Origin of the sequence: Psychrobacter sp. 78a-MNA-CIBAN-0178 (assembly GCF_040309625.1) — a bacterium.
Lineage (GTDB): Bacteria > Pseudomonadota > Gammaproteobacteria > Pseudomonadales > Moraxellaceae > Psychrobacter > Psychrobacter okhotskensis.
In genome coordinates, this window is record NZ_JBEOOZ010000008.1 from 95,977 (window position 1) to 115,111 (window position 19,135).

Sequence of the window (19,135 nt, forward strand, 5' to 3'; positions counted from 1 at the left end):
TTATTTAAAAACAATAATGACTCAATCTACTTTGATTGGGTCATTTTTTGTTGTTATGATAGAGCGTGATTAAGCGTTGGTCTCGGGATAATTCTGACTCTAGTAACGCTTTTACTTCTATAAAATTAGGGTTTGTTGAACATTCAAATATTAGGACTGCTGATCGCTAAAATCGTCCCAAACCTTTTATCAAATCAGGCGTAAACCGACGATAATGTCGAGACCTTAGCTAGGTTTACAACAACGTTTGGGGTGATTTCAGTATCAGCCTTTCAGGGCAGGGCTATTTTTTGCCAATACATGGCGAAATTATCTAACCTAGAATGACTAGGCGTCAAAAATTTCACTGCGTATTGTCTAAAAAATAGCCACTGCCAGTACCACATTTGAATGTTCAACAAACCCTAATATCAAACTTTCAAAAAAAACGTTTAATTTACTCTAATAACTTTAATTTACTCTAATAACAAGGACAGCCCCATGGCTTTATCACTTAATAAAGGCGGTAACTTATCGCTAACGAAAACTGACCCAAATTTAACCAAGTTGCTTATTGGTCTTGGTTGGGATGAGCGCGCAACCTCTGGTGCTGAGTTTGATCTTGATGCCAGTGTATTTTTGCTTAGCACCGCAGGCAAAGTGCGCGGCGATCATGACTTTATCTTTTACAACCAACTCAAATCTGACAATGGCGCGGTTGAGCATACTGGTGATAACCGTACGGGCGAAGGCGACGGTGATGATGAAGTCGTCAAAGTAAACCTCACCCAAGTACCTGCTGATGTCGACAAAATCGTCGTCACTGTCACTATCCATGATGCAGCGGCTCGCAGTCAAAACTTTGGTCAAGTAGCCAACGCTTTTATTCGCGTCGTTAATGAAGAAACCGGCACCGAAGTGGTACGTTTTGATTTGGCAGAAGATTACTCTGTTGAGACCGCGATGGTATTTGGTGAAGTCTATCGCCATAACGGTGAGTGGAAATTCCGCGCCGTTGGTCAAGGCTACTCTGGTGGCTTGCAAGCCATGTGTCAGCAATACGGCGTTGATATCTAAAGCCGTATTTAGGTTGGTATCGTCATCATGGTTGGGATGATTAGCAAGACTAAAACCAGCGTTTAAAGCAGCTTTATTAGCCAGTTATACAAAATAATTTTATGGGCGAATTATCGAGTAACTTTACAACGTACTTTTAGTTGCAAAATAGCCACAATTATTGATAGCCAAACGACCAATAATGCTTTATGTTTCGTTTAAAATTATGCACTAAGAAGTGGTTAGCAATAGCCACTTTTTTTGTGGTTTGAGTCTATAATAGACCGACCTTAGCTTTACGCAACCAGACAGGATGTGTCATGAGACATTTTTATTTAGACTTTATCTTCACGGCCATTGCCTTAGCGGTCGCGGCGTGGTGGGGATATTCACATGGTGGTATGGGCGGCTTGATAACCACCCTATCTATTACTGCTATTTTGGCCGTCATGGAGATTTCATTATCATTTGATAATGCGGTGGTCAACGCCTCAGTCCTCAAAGGCTGGGATGAGTTTTGGAAAAAGATATTTTTAACGGTTGGTATTTTAGTTGCTGTATTTGGTATGCGCTTGGTATTCCCTATCGTTATCGTTGCGGTTACTGCTGACTTGGGTATTATGCAAGTGGTCGACCTAGCGTTAAACGATCCTAAAGAATATTCAGCCAGATTATTGGCGCATCATGCTGAAATCTCAGCATTTGGTGGTATCTTCTTATTACTGGTGTTCTTGAACTTTATCTTTGACGATAAAGAAGTACATTGGTTTGATTGGCTTGAGAGCCGTTTGGCAAAACTGGGTAAAGTCGATGCCATGAGTGTGTTTGTGGCGCTTATCGTGTTGATGATTGCGGTATCATTTGCTAACCCTGAGCAGTCAGCAGCGGTATTGATTGCAGGCGTATGGGGTATCTTGGTATACCTTGGCGTACAAGTGGTTTCGGGTATGCTTGAAGGTGACCTTGAAGCAGATTTAGAAAATGAAGAAAATGGCTCGGGCGCTGCGGCGACCAGCGCGATTATGAAAGGCGGTATTATCGGCTTCTTATATCTAGAAGTTCTTGATGCTTCATTCAGTTTCGATGGCGTGATTGGCGCATTTGCGATTACCAATGACGTTATCGTTATTATGCTGGGTCTAGCAATCGGTGCGATGTTTGTGCGTTCGATGACGATATTCTTAGTCGATAAAGGCACGCTTGATGAGTTTGTTTACCTTGAGCATGGCGCGCATTATGCTATCGGTGCTTTAGCGATTATCATGCTATTGTCAGTGAAATTCCATGTGCCAGAAATTATCACTGGTCTGATTGGTATTGCCTTTATTGGTTGGGCGTTCGTGGCCTCACTCAATTATCGCAAGCAAGAAGCAAAATCGATTAGCTGATAAACTGCAAGTTTGAAGCGTAGTAAGCATCATATTGTTTTAATGACAGGTTATACCAAAAAGTTGGTATAACCTGTTTTCGTTTATGAGCATTCTTTATTTACGGCATGCAACTTTTACAAAGTATTTTAGCTGCTTATCGCCCTGCTCTTTGGTTAATTACTGGCGATTGGTAAAATACTTTGCGATAACAATATCTTAACCACTGTTGCTCAGTTTGTTAAAAAGTATCAGAGTTACAGCACTGATATGTCCCTTAGTAACCATCTAGTAAGCGCACAAAATAGACCTTGCTTAGTGAGCACTCGCTTAGTATAGTAAAACGTAATGATATGCAGGACGTGGCATACAGGTATATTCATTTAACTTTTATACCAACACTACCACAACTGCATAATTTTTAATTCATTTGTTCGAAAACCCAATCCACTTAATTATTAATCTAAAGGATATCTATATGGCTATTAGCTTAACGAAAGGCGGCAACGTAAACTTATCAAAAGAAGCGCCTGGTTTAACCAATATTACGGTCGGTCTTGGCTGGGATCCACGCGCCACTGACGGTCAAGAGTTTGACTTAGACGCGATTGGCTTTTTGGTCAATGAAGCCGGCAAAGTACGTAACGATCAAGATTTTATCTTTTTTAACAATCTAAAGTCAGACAATGGCGCGGTCGAGCATACTGGCGATAACCGCACTGGTGAAGGTGATGGCGATGATGAAAAAATCAAAATCAACCTTGCTAGCATCCCAGCTGACGTCAGCAAAGTCGCTATTTGCGCCATCATTTATGAAGGTCAAAGCCGTAACCAAAACTTCGGTCAAGTAGGCGAAGCTTATATCCGTGTCGTAAACGACAATGGCGATACTGAAATTGCTCGTTATGACCTATCAGAAGACGGTAGCACTGAAACAGCAATGATCTTTGGCGAATTGTATCGTCATAGCGGCGATTGGAAATTCCGCGCCGTTGGTCAAGGCTTCAGCGGTGGTCTTGGACCATTAGCTGCCTCTTATGGCGTAAACGTCTAATTTAAATCGTTTAGATCGTTAACAGCGGCAGTCAGCTAGCTGATTGCCCGCTATATAAGCTATCAAGTGTGCCTTTTTAAAGCATTTGATGGCTTTAAATTTAATAGCTCCTCTAAAATTGAAAAACAACGTATCAAAAGAATATCTATCGAATTTCAAAGTATATGTCAAAGCATTAGAATAAGGATTTGCACCCATGGCCGCAACATTTAGCTTAATCGGTACCATTGAGCCTTTTTTACATTGCAACCTCAAAAAGGGTGACTCGATCTATTGTGAAGCCAATGCCATGGTCATGATGGAATCTAACCTTGAGCTAAAAGGTAAGCTGCAAGGTGGCCTCATGCAGTCATTGATGCGCCGCTTTGCTAATGACGAATCACTGTTTCAGCAGCAGATTGAGGCGACGGGCGGTGAAGGCGATTGTTTGCTAGCACCGACGCTCGATGGTGATATGCAAATTATCGATTGCGGCGCTCAGCAATATACCTTGAGCGATGGCGCTTTCGTCGCTGCACAAACGGGTGTCGATATCAGAGCCAATATCCAGCGTAACCTCGGTGGCGCGGTGTTTGGTGATACTGGTGGCTTTATGGTTATGCAGACGCAAGGTCAAGGTCAGGTCGTGGTATCTGGCTTTGGCTCGTTGTTTGAGATTGATGTCACCCCAGACAAAGACGTCATCATCGATAATGGTCATGTGGTCTGCTGGGACTCAAATCTTGAGTACAAGCTGTCGGTCTCAACCAGCAAGAAGAAAGGTATCATGAGCAGCATCATTAACTCGGTCACCAGTGGCGAAGGTATGGTGTTGAACTTCTCTGGCACTGGTAAAGTCATTATCTGTTCGCGCAATCGTGACAGCTATCAAGGCTGGCTACAAAGCATCTTGGGCAGTAGCTCCGGAGGTCGTGGTGGCGGTGGTGGCTTTTTAGATAATATTTTATAGCTCGATTTTTAACCAAAATGAACAACTGAAAATATCACTGAACGTTGCAGTATTCCACTCACAATTATTATCATATCATTTACGAAAATTCGAGTAGCAAGTAAAACAAGTGCAAGTACTACGCTTTGTAGACTAAGCAAGTTTGACACCACTAACCGTATTTTTTGAGAGTGATATAAGGATTTTATCATGGCAGTTAGTTTACAAAAGGGACAAAAGATATCCCTAAGCAAAGAAGCCGGTGGCGATCTGACTCAAGTAAAATTGGGTTTAGGTTGGGACGTAGCACAAGGACCGCAAGAGAAAAAAGGGGGCTTCTTAGGCAAGTTGTTTGGAGGTGGCAGCGGCGGCGATTCTATCGATTTAGACGCTTCGTGCATCATGTTTGATGCCAATAAACAAGCAGTCGATGCCATTTGGTTCAACCAGCTTAAATCAAAAGATGGCAGTATCGTCCACACTGGCGATAACCGTACTGGCGACGGTGATGGCGATGACGAAGTTATCAACGTCGATCTTTCAAGAATCCCTGCTGATGTCGTCTCGCTGGTATTTACCGTCAATAGCTTCACTGGTCAAACGTTTGAAACAGTAGAAAACGCTTTTTGCCGTATCGTGAACGCCAATAATAACCAAGAGGTCGCACGCTATAACCTATCAGCGCAAGGCAGTCATACAGCGATGGTGATGGCAAAAGTCTATCGTCATAACAATGAATGGAAAATGCATGCCATTGGCGAAACCGCTTCAGGTCGTACTTTCCATGACTTGATGCCTGCTATTACGCCACATGCTTAAAGGCCTATAAAGTCTAAACAGTTTTTACTTGTAACGCTTTAAAACGTTAACACTTAAAAGCAATCAGCCCGTCTATTATTAATAATAGACGGGCTGATTTTTTGTATTAATGGATGCTATTCAAGCACTTACTTACTACCACGTTTCCAGCTAAAGCCCCAATTAAAGGCTTTATCCATTTCTTGATGGCCTTTAAAGTATTGATTGATACGTTCAACATTGATACTGCCTTGTTGGTTGACCAAACGCGCAATGGCACACATTGGCAAGTTGCCTGTGCCTTCTGTTAAACGCGTCTCAATCGGCGACTGATCGGGCACATGAATGGTCACTACCCCATCCGTTTTTGCCCAATTCGGCGCACCTTCGTAGATGAAAGCAAAGATAAATACTTCCTCAATTTGCGACCACTGCTGACCATTGATATCGAGCCACTCCCCGCCACTCACTTGTCCTGTCCTATCATCAGCACGCAGACAGACGTAAGGTGCTGACTGCAAACTACCAAAGCGATTGCCCAAGGCTTGAATCAAAGTTTTTTCGCCGTTTTTTAGATGAATCATTGCCCCGACGTCAAGGTCAATACCGCCCGCTTTATGCTGTTTGAACAGGTCACCCAACAAACCTTTTTTCGGTGCTTGCTTATCCATATCTGGACGTTGGTTCCAGTTTAGGTTGACCGAGATTTTGCCAAAGTCATCACGCTTCTTAAGATTGATACTGGATTGGTTTTTGGTTAAGGTAATTTTGCTCAAGTTGATCGAAGGGCTGGCTGGAATCGGTGGCGGCGCGCTTGCTTGAGTGGCACTGCCCGCCTTTTGCGTATTGATTGGACGTTGAGTATTGATAGGTTGAGCCTGATTGCTATTTTGAGATGGGGGCTGCGCTGGTGCTTCATCGGCAATCTCTACACCGAAATGTTCGGACAAAGGCTTTAAGCCACCTTCAAAACCTTGGGCAATAAAGCGAAACTTCCAGCTGCCCTGCCGACGATAGCATTCTGCTAAAATAATGGCTTTTTCATTACGCCCAGCACTACTAAGCTGACAAGTCATCAGCACTTGGCTGCCTTGCAATACTTGGATATCTACATCGCCAACTTGCGCCAATGTCTGCGTACTAGAAAATGCCAAGGCAATTTTATCAATATTCGCCGGTTGCGCTGCTAAATTAATGTCGAAAAACCCATCACTGTCGTGACCTCGGAAGCTGACATTGCCGTCATCACTACGCGTCTGCCCATAAAATATCATATCGCCATCACCGCGCACTTTACCATCAGTAGTCAGACGATAAGCGGCACAATCGATGGCGTTTTGACTTAAAATTCGGATGCTGATACTGTCAGTCGGTAGTGGCGCATTGGCACCAGCAATCAGCTTTTGTGGTTCGGTTTGGCTCATCTTATATCCTTTAAATTTATTATATTAGCGTTTTTTATGTTCACTATCGTTATATAGTAGCATGGATAATGCCAGACTTTTAATCAGCACACTAAGGCGTGCTCTCAACTCAATCGATGGTCATCTAAATGGATTAAAAATGGCTAAATCTTGCCAAACAATATCAAATAGTTGACTAATATCTCGATATCATCTGCGCTGTTTTCCTTGTCTGACTACAACTTATCTCATTTTTATCGCCATTTTTTAAATGCAGACACGCCCTAGAGCGTAGCATTTCTATATAATAGACTTTGCTATCAACGACGGCGCAGCGTGGCTTTTTTGGCAACAGATAAGTATTGACCATCTTGATATGAAACGTGCGACAATCACACCCAGTTATCCAATACCTATAACCCTTATCTATAACATTGATAATAATGCTGAGAGAATTATGAGTAACCTTGCTAACGATAGCCTTGCCAATGACAACCTTATAACGCCAGCTGCTTGGTTGGCCGAAGGTCAGTCTAGCCAACGCGATATGTTAGCCAGCTTGCAAGCCCTAAAAGCACAAACGCACTCGCCCTTTAATATCATCGCCTCACACCGCCATGACAGACCCGAGATTTTTGAATTTGCCGACAGCGTATATATTGAGCCGTCTGCAACGGCGCTCGACAGCGATGAGCAAGTCATATTTGAACCCGTCACACCGCGTTGGCAGTTTGTACTGGAGCAAGCCAAGCAACACAATGTAAAAGTATTATTGACTGGTCGTAATGGTATCGATTATGAAGCACAGCGTGAAGCATTTGATGCTGTTGGTATTCGCTTATTAACAGGAGCAACCAGCGTCGCAGCCCTAGAGTGTATCGATGACAAATTTGCCTTTATGCAGCAATGTCATCGCCACGATATTCCAGTGGCAGACGCGTGGCGCTTTGACAATACTGCTGAGCTTGAGGCCCTACTTAGCGAGCATGGTCATCAGCCTTTATGTGTCAAACCGGTCACGGGTATTTTTGCACAAGGCTTTTGGCGGCTTGATTTGGCCAAAGACAATGGCGAGCAGTACGATAGCTTTGAGCATTTATACTTTACCGAAGAGAAAAAAATTAATACAGCGCAATTTGTCAATGCTTACACAAACAGCCAAATGATATGTGAGCGCCCTATTCCTATGCTGCTGATGCCTTATCTATCAGGACAAGAATACTCTATCGATGTGGTCTGTGAATATGGTGAAGTACTGGCAGCCGTTACTCGTCATAAAACGGGAAAAATCCAGCATGTCGGTTACGAGCAGGACGTCATGGAGGTGGTGATACCATTAATCAAAGCCTTTGGCTGCGATGGTATCGTCAGTGTTCAAACTAAAGCAGATGATGATGGTCAGCACCGTGTGCTTGAAATTAACAGTCGCCCTTCTGGTGGCATCGGTTATACGGCGCATAGCGGGATCGATCTCACACAACTGGGGTTTGCCTATTGGCTGGGCTTAACGGACAAGCCACAGTTAGCAAACATTGCTCAAAAAATTAAACCTTGTCAGGTGCGCTCGCTGATGGTAAGTGTAAAAATTGAAGAAGACATCGTTGAATAAGTAAAATATCTTAAGATAATAAAAATATACTGAGCCATTATAAAGTCAATGAGGGGGCGGGTGATGACAGCACAGACCACATTAGTATTAGGCGCAAACACGGTGATCACTCAAGAGCGCTGTATTGTTGCTTTTACGACCTCAAATTCGCTTAGGTTTGGGCAGCAGCTTGGACTATTATGGCTACCTTTAAATGAGCAGCGCAAGGCAGTCTGTAGCCCCGCCTATTTGCATGAGCCTAAAGACTGGGCAAAGCTAGACGATGATGACAGTCCCAGCGAATGGCAGCTGGATTTACTCACGTTATTTGACACGCAAGGGGTGAGCTTCTTACAACTAATCGCTTATACTTATCAGGAGCCGACACTTAATTTGCCCGCTGTCGAATTAAAAAATATAAGCCTAACTTTAAACAATGGTGCTATTCACTATGACTTCATAGCAAGCGAGCGCCATGTCAAAGCCGCTATTGTTTTTGAGATTTACAAGCGTAATGGGCAGTTTAAATGTCGCGCTCTTGGTGAAAGCTCGACCCAAGGACTGACAAGCCTTGAGCAACGAGTGCAAGTCAGTCTTGATATTCGTCCGCCAGATACTCATGCACTCATTCAAGCGGCGCAGCAGCAGCAGCGTGGTTACCCAGATAGCGACTCTCGCCCGCCCCGCCAAGTCCAAGCTGGTGAAACATGGACAGGCACGGCTTTTGCTATTGACCCTTATCATCTATTGACTTGCTATCATGTCATTGAGTCGGCGGCGATGATTGGTGTGCGCCAGCAGGGCCAGCCTGACCGTGAGGCGCAAGTGGTACTTAGTGATATCGGTAGCGATTCTGCCATTATCAGAGTAAACGATCCTTTGGCTTGCCACCTACCATTAGCGCAGCAGTGTTCGGATATCTTGGGCGAGACCATTACCACTTTGGGCTTTCCGCTATCAGGACTCAGTAGCCAGCTACAAGTCACACAAGGCTGTATCTCAGGATTAACAGGCTTAAGTGATGATATTCGTTATATGCAATTTACCGCACCGATTCAGCCCGGCTCTAGTGGCAGTCCTTTATTACTACCGACTGGCGAGGTTATCGGCATGGTGACGTCTAGCCTCGTCCACGAGCATGCACAAAACATGAATTATGCGGTGAAGTTCCAGTTATTATCGGCCCTACTCGCGAGCGCTGGCATTAGTTTGGCTAGCTCGTCTACCACATCTAGCTCTACAACTGCTGCACTGACTACCCCGCAGCTTAGTAAACAAAGTCGCGGAGCGCTTTGGCTGGTCGGCTGTCAGGGTTAAAATATCTAAGCAACGCAAGTTAATATAAAATCAAGTTAATATAAAAATAGCCACTTTAACAAAGTGTGTTAAGGAAAATAGATGACCGCTAAACTCAAAAGTATAGCCGTACTTATTGATGCCGATAACGCCTCAGCAAAAAATATTGGTCATATTCTGCAAGAGATAGAGAATATTGGACATGTCACTTGTAAAAAAATCTATGGCGACTGGGGCAATGCGCATATCCAGAGTTGGCAAGAAGCATTGCTTAAATACGCCATCGACCCTATGCAACATTTCGCTTATGTGAAAGGCAAAAACGCCACTGATATCGGCATGGTTATAGAAGCAATGGACTTGCTATACAGTGATAATTACGATGGGTTTTGTTTGATCTCAAGTGATAGTGATTTTACTTCATTAGCGCTACGTATCCGCAAAAACCATGTAAAAGTATTTGGCTTTGGAAAGCGTAATACGGTTAGCGCGTTTTCACAGGCTTGTGATAAATTCTTTTATGTAGAGGATTTATTAACTGCTAAAAACGACTCCATTACAGTCAGTCCTACACCGAATAAGAATGATACCCCATCTTCAAACATTGCATCAGAACGTTGGACGACTAAGCAATTACATACCCAAAATCATCTTATTGGCGTAATAAATAAACTAATCAATGAAAATCCTAATGCTAAAGATGGTTGGTCAAACCTATCTTATATTGCTAGCCAAATTCATAAAAACCATGAAAATATCAAACTAGATAAATATGGCTATAAAAAATTCTCTGATCTTATTACGACACTACGTCTATACGATGTGCGCCGTGAAAATAAGGTTATGTTAATTAAATTAAAAAGTAAAAAAATTACACAATCTCCTGTGATGACTAACAGTAAATCAGCGTTAGACTTACAAACTAATAATACCATTCATGAAAAACAAATTTCTAAATCAGCATCCAACCTCTTTGCCGCTGCGCCCATTATTGTCAAAATAACAACGGCACCTACTATCAATGCTGTATTGTTTAGAGTAGATGCCACTGCAAAAGTACGGGGCGATGAAGACATGATATTTTACGGACAGACCCATAGTGAAGATGGTGCAGTCGAACTGGATCAACAACTTGAATCTGAGAAGTCCATATCTGAATTTAGTTGTGATCTAAACCTTCAGCCTGCCAATATTGAACAACTTAACTTTGCTTTATCAAGTGAGCTTGAGAACTTAGCGACTGATCCTCCACAAACACCTATTCAGCTGAGCATCCTTGACAAGCAACAGAATGCATTATTATTTTCAGGTGAATTTGACATAAAAGATAAGTCAGGCAAAAGTTTGATTCTATTTACATTAAACCGAGCAGGCAAACAATGGCAATTTATGCCAAGGCATCAAAATATAGATGGCGACCTACGTTATCTTTGTGAAAAATATGGGATAGAAATAAGCGATGACTGATCTTAAAAATAACACAATACTTAATACCATGATATCTAATACTATGTATAAACGCAGCATCACCCTACCACGCGGCACTCTTGATTTAACTTATCAAACCAATTCAGCCACTGCAAAAGATGGAACAAAAACAAGCAATCACTATCAATTAGAAGACTTGCTTGGCTTTGCGCAGCGCATCAATCCTAAACGCGCATTTTTGTTTGTCTCAAAAGTCTTAGGTCGCCATATTCCAGTCGCCCCTAACACCATGCGACATGCTTTTACTGATTTGGCAAGCCTAGTGCCGAGCGATTTGCCCGAGGCACTTTTGGTCATCGGTATGGCAGAGACTGCCGTTGGGTTATCTGCTGGGGTGCATCAAGCGCTACAAACGCGTTATCCCAATGCCTTACTACTGAACTCTACCCGTCACGCACAACATAACGACGATAATTCTGAAACCTTGCTAACAACTTTTAGCGAAGATCACAGTCACGCTAGCCAGCATCTGATTTATCAAAGTGCAGATAAAGCTATCCAAGCACAGCTACTAGCGAGCAAAACATTGATTATGGTTGATGACGAAGCATCAACGGGCAATACTTGCGTCAATGTAGTTACCGCCCTTCGTAACGCAGGGCTTGATCAATTAGAGCAAGTACATCTGACCACTTTGGTTGATTGGTCTCTAAATCAGAACCAAGCTCAAGCTGACGTAGACGACAATATATCTGCACGTTTGCCTAACATTGACTTTCATCGTCATCACCTATTATCTGGTGCGTGGCAATGGGCGGATGCGCCCAACCCTGAGCCGATTACTATGCCGTCGGTCGATACGACTGAGGCTGGCAGTCAACCACTAGGCAATACTGGTAATTGGGGACGCTTCCCAACGCTAGATAGCACAGATGGATTTAATAATTATTTAGCGAAGTTTCAATCCGCATTTACGCGTTTCAGTAACCAAGCACCGTTTGATAAAAAGCAATTACCTGAGCGAATTTTGGTATTAGGCAGTAATGAGTTTGTTTGGTTGCCATTTTTATTGGCGGAATGGCTTGAGGCGAAGACTCAAAACGCTACCGTTAACTTTAGTGCGTTAACACGTTCACCGATTGCCCTTGGTGGCGCGATTACCACTATGCTAAGTTTTAGCGATAACTATGGGCTTGGTATGACCAACTTTGCTTATAATGTTGAGCCTAGCGATTGGGATGTGATTGTCTTGTGTGTAGAGACATCAGCGGATAGCGTTGATGACATGTGGAAAGGTTTGGATAATGTATTGGTGGTGAGTCCTACACTTTGAACTATCTTCTAAATCATACTCTGATTTTCAAATCTATTATTACGGACACTTTTATGACCACCCCTTTCTTTAAGACTAGCCCCAACATTATCAAACCTTACGCCTTAATGGATTTAGACGATACCCTATTTCAAACACAGCGTAAGATCGACGCTTGGGATTTACCTACCGCTGAATCTGAAAGCTTAGTCTGCGCCACGGTAAACAAACAAGCCGAACCATTAAGCTTTATGAGCCAACGGCAAGCATCGTTCTTTAATTGGTTGCTTGCTAGTACCGAATTGATAGTGGTCACTGCACGCGACCGTAGCGAAATCAAACGTGTAAAGCTGCCTTTTGACAGTTGGCAAGTTTTGACTCACGGTGCAATTATTTTGACAGCTAATGGCGAGCTGTTAAGCGCATGGCAACAGCGTATGTATGAACAGTTGAGTCCTTTGCAAGACAAACTTAACCAACTGAGCCAATTATTCGCGGGTCACAGTAGAAACGATAACAGTCAGCTAGTATTTACACCGCATATTGATAGTTTTAATAATGGTTCTGTTAATGAAGAGCTAACCATTTATCTGGCTATTAAGCATGCGCAAAAAGACCATCAAGCGTTAGTCGAATTAGCCAAAAAGCTACCTACATTAATACGTGATTTTGATCAGGATTTTTATGTCCATGTAAACGCTAACAACCTCGCGATACTGCCACATGCGGTACATAAGCATCATGCGGTACAGTTTTTATTAGACCATTATTTAGATAGTCAGCGCCCAAGTTTTGGCTTCGGTGACAGTCTGGCAGATTTGCCGTTTCTGCAACTGCTAGACTGGTACGGTATGCCCAATCATGGTCAACTGCACGACAATCTTAGTTCTTAGTAATTCTCAGCTCTTAACAACTCTCAAATATCAATAATTACAATAACGACAGCAGCTTATACGAGTAAAAAACCTCCTATGACCACTCCCAATATTCAAAAACTCGATAAATACGGCTCAGGCAGTTACCTTGCCAGCGATGTAACAGTGCTACTCGATATCGTTGATAAAGACGCGGTTGCAGACGTGCCGGTTAGCCAAAAAGAAGCACTGATCCAAAGTGGTCAGCGCCACTATTCAGACATGCTGACTTTAGAGCAAGCGCCGTCAGCCATGCATGAGCAATTATACGCGCAGGCATTAGAGCAAGGCACAACGAGAACCGCGACTGATATCGCTAATTTAGCGCATACGTTACACCATACTTTCGAGCAAACGGTTAGTGCTGAGCACCCATTAGTATTGGTCAGCTTAGTACGAGCAGGTTTGCCAGTTGGCGTATTATTACAGCGTGCCTTATCAGATAAGAAAGGGTCAGATAATGAAAGGTCAGATACCGATAGCGACTATAACTTGCCAAGTGTGCATTACGGTATTAGTATCATTCGTGACCGCGGTCTTGATCCAGTCGCTTTACAGATGATATTGGACGCTTACCCAGACAGCCCCATCGTATTCGTTGATGGCTGGACAGGTAAAGGTGCCATCTATCAAGAGCTTGCTCATAGCTTAGAAGTCTTTAGTGACCCTAGCCATCCCAATTTTGCCAATATTTTTCATCAAGGAAAAGACGTAATCCCGCTACTGACACTTGCTGATCCAGCGGGCGTAGCATGGCTAGCTGCTAGTGAAGAAGACTGGTTGATCCCATCAGGTTTATTAAATAGCACGGTGTCGGGACTGATTTCACGTAGTCTTTATACTGAGCCGCAATCAGGTCTACATCGCAGTGTTTTTTATGATAATTTAGTAGAGGCAGATCATAGCTTGACGTTTATCGATCACATCGATACTGCACGACGTGCATTAACGATACCTTTGCAACGTTTGCCAACATTTAAGCAGCCGCGCTATCAGACTGCTGATTTAATAGATAAGCTGGCTGCAGATTACAATATCACCAATCGTAACCGCATTAAGCCGACGATTGCAGAGGCGACACGCGCCATATTACGCCGCGATCCCGAGCGCATTCTACTGGCCACTGCTGATCATCCCGATACCGTATTATTGCGCCATTTATGTACCGAACGAAATATCAATATCAAGGTATTAGGTGCTAAAATACTCCCCTATCAAGCCATCACGCTGATCAAGCAGCGTAGCAAAGACAGCTAAGCTATTATTGCTGATCAATTCATACGTTCTGTCTTTTATAACCCTTTACGACCATTCAATTTATCACTATTTACGATGCCGATTATGCCAGATATGCCAAATAACGAATCAAACATTTATAGCCATACCCAGTCTTATGCGCATCTCATCACTGAGCGTCATGCGATGGTTAGGCCCAATACCCATCATCCGTATCAGCTGGGTGCAAGCCTTTATATGCCTGCTACTCGCCAAGATATCTGGCAAGTCATCAAGCGCGATAAATTACCAACGATTAATAGCATTATCATCTGCTTAGAAGATGCCGTTAGCCACAATGATGTCGAGCTGGCGCTGACACGGCTGCAAACCCTGCTTCATACTTGGGCGATACACGTCGATAGTATCAATGATCCGTCAAGAGAATCTGGCTTTCAATCGAATCAGCAATCGAATCAGCAATCAGAGCAAAAAAACCAGCATCCCACGCGGCCCTTGGTCTTTATACGTCCGCGCAATCCAATGATGCTGCAACAACTGGCAGACTACGCTCATATCGATCTCATCGACGGCTTCGTCATGCCCAAAGTCGATATGTATAGCTTATCCAATTGGCGCATGGCCTGCCAGAATCTCAGCATCGATCATTTATTAATGCCGACGCTTGAGACCGCAGCATTATTTAACCCACATCACAATCAAGAACTGGCCATTGGTTTTAAAGAAGCTTTTAGCCAGCCAGTCTTTGCGCTGCGCATCGGCGGCAATGATCTGTTTGCCGCGCTGCGTCTGCGCCGTCCGAAGAACAGTATCGTCTATGATACCCCTATCGGCACGCTTGCTTATCAGCTGCTCGGCTGCTTTGTGCCGCACGGCTTTTATCTCACCGCACCGGTCTTTGAGTATTTAGATCAGCCAACGCTGTTTATGCAAGAGCTGACTCGCGACGTCAGTTTGGGCTTAGTCGGCAAAACGGTTATTCATCCTAGCCAAATCGCTTTAGTTCAGCAAGCCTACTGCGTGCCAATGAGCACATTAGATGAGGCGCAAGCCATATTACATAGCGAAGCCAAAGCGGTATTTAAATATAATAATACGATGCTAGAGCCTGCCACACATCGCGCATGGGCGACCGAAATCGTCAATCGTGCCGATGCCTTTGGCACTATCGATGACGGCAATAGTGACTATACATCACGATTGTAAGCACCTCTTATACCAAAACCAAAGACGCCGTTATCATAGCAATGATAACGGCGTCTTTTTAGTATAGTCGATTCAATTTAAAAGTAGTACAAGGCAACCGAGTGTAGATGTATAGGTGATACTTCAAGCGAGGTCAACGCAGTAATATTTTTATAGTGGAATGACTATATAGGGGCATGCCCTAATTAGGGCGTGTCCTCATTTTAAAAATGGTGATAAAAATGAGATAAATTGCAGTCAAACAAGGAAAATAACGCAGATAATATCGGGATATTAACCAGCTATTTAACGATGTTTGGCAAAATTTAGCCATTTTTAGCCCGTTTAGATATGATCAATTGAATTGAGGACACGCTCTAGTCATACTTATGATACACAGCTCGTCAAAAATTGACTCAGCACTTTATTGACCTGTTCAGGCTCTTCTACCGTCGAAGTATGTCCAGAGCCTTTGATTATTGCAAGCTTAGAGCCATCGATGGCGAAGTGCATACGCTCAGCTTTGGCATAAGGAGTGGCGACATCCTCATCGCCCACGATGATTAGAGTAGGCGTCGTGATGCGATCGATTTGATCATAAATAGCGTCGCGTTCGATGACTCCCATCGTGGCTTTGACGACCCCACCTTTGCGATTACCATTGAGCATTGCCAACCATTCTTTTTGATCCGCTTTACGCGATTTATCTTCTAAAAAAGTACTACCAAACATAATAGGCATGACTTTTTTACTCACCCTTTTCATCCCCAACCAGCGAATAGCCGTCATGAGCTTTTTGTAGCCGGGAATATTGTCAGGGTCTTCCGCATCAGCCGAAGTGTCTATTAGGGTCAAGGATTTTAGCAGCTCTGGTCTTCTAATAGCGATGCGTTGTCCAACGAAGCCGCCCATCGATAGTCCGACATAATGGCAGCTGTCTATATCGAGCGCTGCTAGGAGAGCAATAGCATCATCTGCCAAGGTGTCCATGTCGTAGCCGTCTTTAGTAATTTGCGACTGGCCTTGTCCGCGAAAGTCAAAAGCGATGCAGCGATAGCGGTCCTGAAAGTGCTCGACTTGTTTGTCATAGATTCTCGTATTCCAAAGTAGCCCATGAGCAAAGACCATGACAGGTTTCTGCGTATCGTTTGGTGCGCTGTCTTCGTAATTGATATTAGCATTATTGACTTCAATAGTTGGCATAACAACTTCCTTGTATAATCGATTAAAAAATTAAGCATATGACTGCTTTTTCTTTTTAGCCCTGCCTTTCTAACGCTTTACTTCTTCCACTGATCTTTTAGCATAATTCACCAGCCACTCAGTTGACAGTCTTATTTCTGAATGAGCCGTTTTTATCGGTGCATCCTAAGAAATTAACATAGCGAGACAGATTAAACCACACTGGCGATTTGTCCTAAGCGCCCACAAAACTTGCTTTTATAATCATAGCAAGCTGCTATAGTAATCAATAGTGAATGATTTGTTACAAAACCTGCTCAGCCTTTATTTTGAATCGCCTATTACCTAACTAATTTAACTAAGGAAAGCCAAGATGTCACCGTCTCTCGTCGAGTACAAAAGCGAAAACCACATTGCCACCATTACTATGAACGATCCAAAAACGCTGAATGCCTTTAGCACGCCATTAAAAAACGCCATTATGGATGCGCTTGATAAAGCAGATAGCGATGCAGACGTACGTGCGATTGTCTTGCAAGGCAGCGGTCATAATTTCTCTAGTGGCGGTCATATCGGTGAAATGCTAGAGAACGGTATGGAGTCTGAGGCATTGGTCGCAAAGCTTGATTTTATGCTACGTGAAGTCGCGGAAGTGAGCTTAAAGCTACGTAATATCCATAAGCCAATTATTGCTAAATTGGAAGGTGCAGTCGCTGGTGCAGGCATGAATCTAGCACTGACTTGTGATTTCCGTATCGCCGCTGACAATGCAAAATTCGTCCAAGCCTTTGTTAATATTGGTCTGATTCCCGATGCTGGTGGTATTTATTTACTCAATCAATTGATTGGTGCTGCCAAAACCACTGAGCTCGTTATGCTTGGTGATAAGCTCAAAGCGGACGATGTCGCACGTCTAAATCTAGTAAATAACGTCGTTAGTGCGGACGAGCTAGATGCCACTGTACAGGCATTAGCGACGCGCCTAAGCAACTTACCGGGTAAAGCGCTTGCTTCAATGAAGCATATGATTAATGTCCATGCCTTTTCTGGTCTTAATGAAGCGCTTGATATGGAAGTTGAACAACAAAACATGATGGCCGTTACCGATGACTTTAAAGAAGGTATCACCGCTTTTATGGAAAAACGTAAGCCTGTTTATCAAGGTAAATAATAACCTGATCACACTCTGTTTTGCACTATCATCAAAAAGGCTGCCTAATGGCAGCCTTTTTTTAGGTCATACGATATCAAGAAAATTCCGTATTAAACATATCTTTAAGTGACACTTTTAACTCTTAAGAATTAGAGGCTATCTTATAGTGATGCGGTAAGGTAAATATCTTGTCAAAACCCAAGGTAAAAATAAAGGTATAAACCAAAAAAAATAGCAGTAATGCCGCCTCCATCATAAAAGCTTTGATCAAGCCAACCTCATACCAAATCATATAAAGCGGCAGGCAAATCAACACCAAGCCACCTTCAAATCCTATCGCATGAATACTGCGGATAAATAACGTGCGCTTTGTCACCTGCTTGCGCCGTTCCCACGCTTCAAAAGCTGTATTGTAGAGAAAGTTCCAAATCACCGCTGCCAATGACACCATCACAGCGACCGGTAAAGACTCTGCCGCATCACCACCGCTGAGTTTCATCAATACAAGAGTAGAAGCAATAATAGCGATAAGCTCAAAAACAGTCACATAGAGAATACGACGTTTGAGTGGGGATAAAGTAATCAACCAAGACTCCAAAGCACTTGAGTGTAAACAAAAAAGTGCCTATCAAAGTATCGGTCCGTCCCGAGAGAAAAAAGATATATTGAGTGCAGAGCCACGGTTTCCGCCTGCACTTATATTATACAGAAGATAGGTTAAAAAATCAGTTAGTACTTATGTCAAACACATCCGAGTCATTTCGGAATTGCTAAGTTGCCAATTTCTAATTAATAAGATACCTTCACCTGCTTTTTCTAATAGATTAGTTTTGAATAAGATAGTAATTTTTTGGGTGTTTACCTAAGATTTGTGTCAGCTTACTTTGAGCATAGAAGTTAAACCCCATAAAGAGTATTTCAGCTCTATCGTTCATAAAGCTAGCAATAAATTTAGTTAAGTATTTAACTGCGTTAGTGATTTTTTTAGTCTTTAAAGTCTTTTAGAGTCACATGATGTAACAACATTCTATTAAAAATATTAAATCTATATGAACTTTTGCTATTTCTGCCATCTATAGCAGAGATGAACCTTCTAGCAAAAATCTGAAAAAGACTATATAAAAATAAGCATAATAAAATTAAAATAAATAAATTAAAGGCTATTAGTACTGTCTCATTGAGTCCATCCCAGATTCTGTGTAACTGCCATTTAGATTAAATGCCTGCTTATACGATCATCAAACATAATCATAAAA

General features: G+C 42.8%; 16 protein-coding genes. 13 read left to right on the forward strand and 3 right to left on the reverse strand.

Annotation, left to right across the window (positions count from 1 at the left end):
- Positions 1–480 precede the first annotated feature (480 nt).
- From AAEY80_RS07055 to AAEY80_RS07075, 5 genes are all read left to right on the forward strand, one after another.
- Positions 481–1,056 (forward strand): TerD family protein, encoded by a 576-nt coding sequence (locus tag AAEY80_RS07055; protein ID WP_025650997.1) that lies wholly within the window; start codon positions 481–483, stop codon positions 1,054–1,056.
- Between the two features lie 299 nt (positions 1,057–1,355).
- Entirely contained in the window at positions 1,356–2,423 is a 1,068-nt protein-coding gene (locus tag AAEY80_RS07060; RefSeq protein WP_101210979.1) for a DUF475 domain-containing protein, read from the forward strand.
- 457 nt (positions 2,424–2,880) lie between these two features.
- The gene (locus tag AAEY80_RS07065; protein ID WP_025650995.1) at positions 2,881–3,456 is read left to right on the forward strand and encodes a TerD family protein; all 576 of its coding nucleotides are present in this window, start codon (positions 2,881–2,883) and stop codon (positions 3,454–3,456) included.
- A gap of 196 nt (positions 3,457–3,652) precedes the next feature.
- Positions 3,653–4,405, forward strand: a complete 753-nt coding sequence (locus tag AAEY80_RS07070) for a TIGR00266 family protein (RefSeq protein ID WP_025650993.1) — start codon at positions 3,653–3,655, stop codon at positions 4,403–4,405.
- A gap of 189 nt (positions 4,406–4,594) precedes the next feature.
- A complete protein-coding gene (locus AAEY80_RS07075; protein WP_025650992.1) occupies positions 4,595–5,203 on the forward strand; it encodes a TerD family protein in 609 nt (202 codons plus the stop codon).
- Between the two features lie 128 nt (positions 5,204–5,331).
- Here AAEY80_RS07075 and AAEY80_RS07080 read toward each other — a convergent pair whose 3' ends face one another.
- The gene (locus AAEY80_RS07080; RefSeq protein ID WP_101210981.1) at positions 5,332–6,606 is read right to left on the reverse strand and encodes a TerD family protein; all 1,275 of its coding nucleotides are present in this window, start codon (positions 6,604–6,606) and stop codon (positions 5,332–5,334) included.
- 436 nt (positions 6,607–7,042) lie between these two features.
- On the opposite strand from AAEY80_RS07080, the gene AAEY80_RS07085 reads away from it, so the two are divergent.
- The 7 genes from AAEY80_RS07085 (at position 7,043) to AAEY80_RS07115 (ending at position 15,565) form a co-directional block, all read left to right on the forward strand.
- Positions 7,043–8,194 carry an ATP-grasp domain-containing protein gene (locus AAEY80_RS07085; protein ID WP_350588104.1) on the forward strand — a complete coding sequence of 384 codons (1,152 nt, stop codon included), beginning with the start codon at positions 7,043–7,045 and terminating at the stop codon, positions 8,192–8,194.
- Between the two features lie 63 nt (positions 8,195–8,257).
- Positions 8,258–9,490 (forward strand): S1 family peptidase, encoded by a 1,233-nt coding sequence (locus tag AAEY80_RS07090; protein WP_350588105.1) that lies wholly within the window; start codon positions 8,258–8,260, stop codon positions 9,488–9,490.
- Between the two features lie 81 nt (positions 9,491–9,571).
- Positions 9,572–10,936 carry an NYN domain-containing protein gene (locus AAEY80_RS07095; protein WP_101210983.1) on the forward strand — a complete coding sequence of 455 codons (1,365 nt, stop codon included), beginning with the start codon at positions 9,572–9,574 and terminating at the stop codon, positions 10,934–10,936.
- A 28-nt stretch (positions 10,937–10,964) separates the two neighbouring features.
- On the forward strand, positions 10,965–12,230 hold the full coding sequence (locus AAEY80_RS07100; RefSeq protein WP_201577987.1) for a phosphoribosyltransferase domain-containing protein: 1,266 nt from the start codon (positions 10,965–10,967) through the stop codon (positions 12,228–12,230).
- Between the two features lie 53 nt (positions 12,231–12,283).
- A complete protein-coding gene (locus tag AAEY80_RS07105) occupies positions 12,284–13,102 on the forward strand; it encodes an HAD hydrolase family protein (protein WP_201566609.1) in 819 nt (272 codons plus the stop codon).
- A 78-nt stretch (positions 13,103–13,180) separates the two neighbouring features.
- Positions 13,181–14,380 carry a cysteine protease StiP domain-containing protein gene (locus AAEY80_RS07110; protein WP_350588106.1) on the forward strand — a complete coding sequence of 400 codons (1,200 nt, stop codon included), beginning with the start codon at positions 13,181–13,183 and terminating at the stop codon, positions 14,378–14,380.
- Between the two features lie 84 nt (positions 14,381–14,464).
- Positions 14,465–15,565 carry an HpcH/HpaI aldolase/citrate lyase family protein gene (locus AAEY80_RS07115; RefSeq protein WP_025650984.1) on the forward strand — a complete coding sequence of 367 codons (1,101 nt, stop codon included), beginning with the start codon at positions 14,465–14,467 and terminating at the stop codon, positions 15,563–15,565.
- 366 nt (positions 15,566–15,931) lie between these two features.
- On the opposite strand, the gene AAEY80_RS07120 is transcribed toward AAEY80_RS07115, so the two are convergent.
- Positions 15,932–16,747, reverse strand: coding sequence for an alpha/beta fold hydrolase (locus AAEY80_RS07120; RefSeq protein WP_101211511.1), 816 nt, complete (start codon positions 16,745–16,747; stop codon positions 15,932–15,934).
- Between the two features lie 352 nt (positions 16,748–17,099).
- Between AAEY80_RS07120 and AAEY80_RS07125 the strand changes: the two genes are divergently transcribed.
- Positions 17,100–17,897, forward strand: a complete 798-nt coding sequence (locus tag AAEY80_RS07125) for an enoyl-CoA hydratase/isomerase family protein (RefSeq protein WP_201566613.1) — start codon at positions 17,100–17,102, stop codon at positions 17,895–17,897.
- A gap of 124 nt (positions 17,898–18,021) precedes the next feature.
- Here the strand turns inward: AAEY80_RS07125 and AAEY80_RS07130 are convergent, their stop codons facing one another.
- Positions 18,022–18,465, reverse strand: coding sequence for a PACE efflux transporter (locus tag AAEY80_RS07130; RefSeq protein ID WP_201566615.1), 444 nt, complete (start codon positions 18,463–18,465; stop codon positions 18,022–18,024).
- Positions 18,466–19,135 lie beyond the last annotated feature (670 nt).